This is a genomic window from Rhodopseudomonas sp. AAP120, assembly GCF_001295845.1.
GTDB lineage: Bacteria > Pseudomonadota > Alphaproteobacteria > Rhizobiales > Xanthobacteraceae > Rhodopseudomonas.
Genome location: NZ_LJIC01000094.1, coordinates 1 through 5,439 on the forward strand (window position 1 = coordinate 1; position 5,439 = coordinate 5,439).

General features: G+C 64.5%; 4 protein-coding genes. 3 read left to right on the plus strand and 1 reads right to left on the minus strand.

Translation table 11 applies throughout. From position 1 onward, the window contains the following. Positions 1-111: 111 nt before the first annotated feature. Positions 112-1,773: an ABC transporter substrate-binding protein gene (locus tag IP86_RS15795; protein ID WP_054163492.1), complete on the minus strand. Its 1,662-nt coding sequence runs from the start codon at positions 1,771-1,773 to the stop codon at positions 112-114. 171 nt (positions 1,774-1,944) lie between these two features. Here IP86_RS15795 and IP86_RS15800 point away from each other — a divergent pair, with 171 nt between their 5' ends. From IP86_RS15800 to IP86_RS15805, 3 genes are all read left to right on the plus strand, one after another. Next, positions 1,945-3,546, plus strand: coding sequence for an ABC transporter substrate-binding protein (locus tag IP86_RS15800; RefSeq protein ID WP_054163493.1), 1,602 nt, complete (start codon positions 1,945-1,947; stop codon positions 3,544-3,546). Positions 3,547-3,738: 192 nt separating this feature from the next. Beyond that, positions 3,739-4,086, plus strand: coding sequence for a hypothetical protein (locus IP86_RS28745; RefSeq protein ID WP_156332525.1), 348 nt, complete (start codon positions 3,739-3,741; stop codon positions 4,084-4,086). Positions 4,087-4,362: 276 nt separating this feature from the next. Continuing rightward, positions 4,363-5,328: an ABC transporter substrate-binding protein gene (locus IP86_RS15805; protein WP_054163494.1), complete on the plus strand. Its 966-nt coding sequence runs from the start codon at positions 4,363-4,365 to the stop codon at positions 5,326-5,328. Positions 5,329-5,439 lie beyond the last annotated feature (111 nt).

A 5,439-nucleotide genomic window follows, 5' to 3' on the forward strand; every position in this document is an offset into this window, starting at 1 on the left:
GGGGGGGTGAGGCGGCACGACACGTCTCCGCGTCGCCCCCTCACCCGTCTGCGCGCCTGACGGCGCGCATCCACCCTCTCCCACGAGGGGAGAGGGGAAGAGCCGCACGACTTACGGCGTGATCGTCACCGGCGAGAAGTCGACGAACCAGCTCTTCGGTTGCACAAAACCCTTGATCTTCGGGCTGAGCGCGCGCGGGCCGACGTCGTGGGCGACGTAGAGGAACGCGGCGTCGTCGATCGAGGCGGCATTCAGCTCGGCCAGCGCCTTGTCGCGCTCCTTTTCATCGAACGAGGTGCGGGCCTTCTTCACCAGCTCGTCGAACTTCGGGTTGTTGATGAAGCCCCAGTTGTTCGACACCGGCGGCGCCATCGACGACTGCAGGAAGCGCACCAGCGCGAAGAACGGGTCCATCGCCGCGTAGGTGATGTTGACGGCGTCGGAGCCGTTGGCGCTCGGATCCTTGACGCCGCGGCGCCAGTTGGTGAACAGCGTATTCCACTCGATGACGTCGAGCTTGACGTCGAAGTAACACTCCGCCAGCGCCTGCTGCAGATACTCGTTCATCGGCAGCGGCAGCATCTGGCCGGAGCCGGACGCCGAGGTCTGGATCTTGACGCTGAGCTTCTTGTTCGGGCCGAAGCCGGCTTCCTTCATCAGCTTCTGCGCCGCCGGCAGATCGTACTTGATCTGGAACGACGGGTTGCCGCGCCACGGGTGACCGGGCTCGAACGTGCCGGTCGCGGGCACCATCAGTCCGGCGAGCAGGCCGTCCCGCAGGCCTTCGCGATCGATGCACAGATTGGCGGCCTTGCGGACGCGGATGTCATTCCAGGGCGAGCCTTCGATGCGCGAGAACTGCCACGGCCAGACGTGCGGCTGCTCGTTCTTCTCGATCTTGAAGCCGCGACCTTCGATCTCCTTGACGGCATCGGGCGCCGGCGCTTCGACCCAATCGACCTGACCGGCCAGCAGTGCTGCGGTGCGCGCATTGGCTTCCGGCATCGGCAGCAGCACCATGCGGTCGGTCTTCGGCACCCGCGCCTTGTCCCAGTAGTTGTCGTTCTTGACCAGTTCGAGCCGCTCGCGCGGCGTGAACTTCGCCATCTTCCACGGGCCGGTGCCGGCCGCGTCCTTGGCGAAGGCGGCCCAGGCGGCCTGCGACTTCGCCTTGGCGTCGGCGCCTTCGGCGCGCTCGTACAGCACCTGCCATTTCGACGGGCTGACCATGAACAGATTGGTGAGGTTGATCGGCAGGAAGCTGTCGGGCTCCTTGGTGGTCAACTCGACCGTCATGTCGTCGATCTTCTTGGCCGATACCAGCGTCGGCATGCGCGACGCGGTGACGCCGACCTGGCTGGCGTCGAACTGCGGCGCCTCCTTGTTCAGCACCTTGTCGACGTTCCACACCACCGCGTCGGCGTTGAACGGCGTGCCGTCGTGGAAGGTCACACCGGGGCGCAGCTTGAACACCCATTTGGTCTTGTCGGCGTCCTCGACCTTCCACTCGGTGGCGAGGCCCGGGATCACCACGCTGGCTTTGGTGGCGGACGACAGGTCCCACATCGTCAGCCCGTCATACATCGTCAGGCCGGTGAAGCGGTTGCCTTCGAAGCCCTGATCGGGCTGGCCGAGCGTGCGCGGAATGTCCGCCGCCGTCATGCCGATCCGCAGCACGGTCTCGGCGGCGGCGAGATGAGGCAGCGCCATGGCGCTGACGGTGGCCAAAGCGAGCAGCGCGGTGGTGCGGCGGAGAACGCGAAGATGACGCATGCTGGAAACTTCCCGTGTGACTAATTTGTGCGCTGCATTATGCAATGCGTGTGCCACGCAAAGCGGCAGGATTGTTGGCACACAAATAAATGCGCCCTCCTGCCTCAGGCGGGTTGAATTGGCACTCGCATTGCAGGCTCTCGCCCCATCGTCATGAGGAGATCAGTTGCAATGAAGCGACTTGGAAGTGCGTTGATGCTGGCCGCGATGGTCGCCGCCGTCGGGGCAATCGGCTCCGCGCGGGCCGAATCCGTGGTGCGTTACGGCATCTCGATGGCCGATATTCCGCTGACAACCGGCCAGCCGGACCGCGGCGCCGGCGGTTATCAGTTCACCGGCTACACCATCTACGATCCGCTGGTCGCCTGGGAAATGAACGTGGCCGATCGCCCCGGCAAACTGGTGCCGGGCCTCGCGACGGAGTGGAAGGTCGACGAGTCGGACAAGACCAAGTGGCGCTTTACCCTGCGCAAGGGCGTCAGGTTTCACGACGGCAGCGACTTCAACGCCGACGCGGTGGTCTGGAATCTAGACAAGGTGCTCAATGAAAAGGCACCGCAGTTCGACAAGCGCCAGAGCGCGCAGGTCAAGACCCGGCTGCCCTCGGTGAAGAGTTACGCCAAGATTGATGATTATACGGTGGAGATCACCACCAAGGCGGTCGATTCATTCTTCCCGTATCAGATGCTCTGGTTCCTGGTGTCGAGCCCGGCGCAGTACGACAAAGTCGGCAAGGACTGGGACAAGTTCGCGTCGCAGCCGTCCGGCACCGGGCCGTTCCGTTTGACTAAGCTGGTGCCGCGCGAACTCGCGGAGCTGACCAAGAACAACGACTATTGGGACAAGTCGCGGCTGCCGAAGACCGACAAGCTGATCCTGGTGCCGATGCCCGAAGCGCTGACCCGCACCAATGCGCTGCTCGCCGGCCAGGTCGATCTGGTCGAAACCCCGGCGCCTGATGCGGTGCCGCAGCTCAAATCGGCCGGCATGAAGATCGTCGACAACGTCACGCCGCACGTCTGGAACTATCACCTCAGCATGCTGCCGGGCTCGCCCTGGACCGACATCCGGCTGCGCAAGGCGCTCAACCTCGCGATCGATCGCGACGCGGTGGTCGGCCTGATGAACGGCCTCGCCAAGCCGGCGGTCGGTCAGGTCGATCCGTCGAGCCCGTGGTTCGGCAAGCCGACCTTCAAGATCAAGTACGATCTCGCCGAAGCCAAGCGGCTGGTGAAGGAGGCCGGCTACTCGCCCGAGAAGCCGCTGAAGACCACCTTCATCATCGCCACCGGCGGCACCGGCCAGATGCTGTCGCTGCCAATGAACGAATTCCTGCAGCAGAGCTTCAAGGAGATCGGCATCGACGTCGAGTTCAAGGTGGTCGAACTCGAAGTGCTGTACACCGCTTGGCGCAAGGGCGCGGCCGACGAGAGCATGGCGGGCATCACCGCCAACAACATCGCTTACGTCACCTCCGATCCGCTCTACGCGATCGTGCGGTTCTTCCACTCCGGCCAGGTTGCGCCGGTCGGCGTCAACTGGGGCGGCTACAAGAACCCGAAGGTCGACGCGCTGATCGACGAGGCCAAGACCACATTCGACGACAAGAAGCAGGACGACCTGCTGGCGCAGGCTCACGCCCAGATCGTCGACGACGCCGTGCTGGTCTGGGTCGTCCACGACACCAACCCGCACGCGCTGTCGCCGAAAGTGAAAAGCTTCGTGCAGGCGCAGCATTGGTTCCAGGACCTGACTACGATCGGCCTGCAGTAAGTAACAACGGACCGACTTCATCATGGAGGCTGCGCGGTTCGCGCAGCCTCTTCTTTTTGAACGAGACGCTCCCTCGCCCGCTTGCGGGAGAAGGCTGGGGTGAGGGCGACGCAGGCACTGGGCTCGGCCCCCCCACCCCCCGACCCCTCCCCGCAAGGGGGAGGGGAGCAGGCGCGCCGCGTTTTCGATCAGGTGGATCACATCGTGCGGCTCGCCGCGCGCACCGGCGCGATGAGCAGCGCACGAATTACCCCCGACATCGTCAACCGACCCGACCTCGATGAGTCCAAAACGATCCGACGAACTACGTTATCGACGAATAGCTCGTTCGCGATCAACGGCACCACCGGCACCGAGCAAGTGATTGCGACCGATCATCGCGTAAACGGCTGCTACGACCTCTGCCCCGTCGCCACGCCACTCCACCGGCCCACCCGCATTGTGCTCGGCAACACAGCTAACACCACTGTTATCTCGCACTGCCAGATAACACCGCACCGCACAAAATCAGCACCCGACGAGTTCCCGAACAGCAACTAGTTACCGTCCGCTATCGATTGTCGTTGACGGCCTCCGGCGCGCCAGTCACATTTTGTGGCATGACACCGATCGTGCTGAGCGAATCGAACGGCAGCCACGACCGCCCGCATCGCCCGGACGCAGCTTTGCTGCACGCGCGAACAATGCCCCTCACTGATGTGTTCGAAACGTCCCGGCGGCCCCACGCCGCACGGAGGTGTGCGGCCTGAACTGATCGAACAGCTTGGATTCGGCAATAAAAACAAAACCAACAAGACCAATACGGGAGGACTCGAGATGAACATGTTTCGCCGACTGGCGCTGGCATCGCTCGCCGCCGTCGCTCTGGTGACCGGCCCCGCCCAGGCGGCCGACACGATCCGCATCGGCCTCCCGACGAAAAGCTATTGGCCGACGACGATCGCCGAGACCGCCGTGCGGCAACGGCTGTTCGACAAGGAAGGCCTGCGCGCCGAACTCACTGTGTATCGCAGCGGCGCCGAAAGCTTCGAAGCGATGGCAGCCGGCGCGGTCGACATGACCCTCGATCCGCCGTCGCTGGTTTCAAACGGGCGACGCAAGGGCGTGCTGTCGCGGATCGTCGCCAAAGCGTCGATGGGCAATTACGGCTGGCAACTGATGGTCCCGGCCAAGTCGGACCTCGACCTCAAGGCCCTGAACGGCCGCAGGATCGGCATCACCGCAGCCGGTTCGAGCTCCGACCTGCTGGCGCAGTGGACCGGGCAGGACGCCAAGATCGAGTTCGCGCGCACACCCGTCGGCGGCAACGGTCTCGTCTCCAACCTGCTCGGCGGCAAGGTCGACGCCGCGGTGGTGTATTCGCCGCTCAGCCTGCAGCTCACCAAATCGGGCGAGGCGCGGGCCGTGCTGGACTACGCCAAGGCGGTGCCGCCGAACCTGACCCAGGGCTGGATCGTGCTCGACCGCTTCGCCGACACCAGGGGCAAGCTGGTCCAGAAGGCGCTGAACGCGCTGTACGGCGCGGTGGACTTCATGCGCGCTAATCGCGACATCACCGTCAAGCTGATCGCGGAGCTATATGAAGTTCCGCCGGAGATCGCCGCGCTGGAATACGACACCACGATCATGAAGCTCGAGACCGACGGCAGCATGGCCGGGCCGAAGATCCGCGACGCCGTGCAACTCTCGCTCGATCTCGCCCGCGTCGGCAGCCCGCGCGACGTGGTGCCGGCCGACGATATCATCTCGGCCAAGTTCGAGCCGGTGCCGACTAAGCTGTGAGTCCGGCGCGCGTCCCGCCTGTCAAAGTCGCCTCCCCACGTCATGCCCGGGCTCGTCCCGGGCATCCACGCCTTCAACCATCGGCCGGGAGAAAGACGTGGATGGGGGGGG

Excerpts from the sequence above, each read along its gene's own strand:
- IP86_RS15795 (WP_054163492.1), bottom strand. The coding sequence starts at position 1,773 with ATGCGTCATCTTCGCGTTCTCCGCCGCACCACCGCGCTGCTCGCTTTG.
- IP86_RS15800 (WP_054163493.1), top strand. The coding sequence starts at position 1,945 with ATGAAGCGACTTGGAAGTGCGTTGATGCTGGCCGCGATGGTCGCCGCC.
- IP86_RS15805 (WP_054163494.1), top strand. The coding sequence starts at position 4,363 with ATGAACATGTTTCGCCGACTGGCGCTGGCATCGCTCGCCGCCGTCGCT.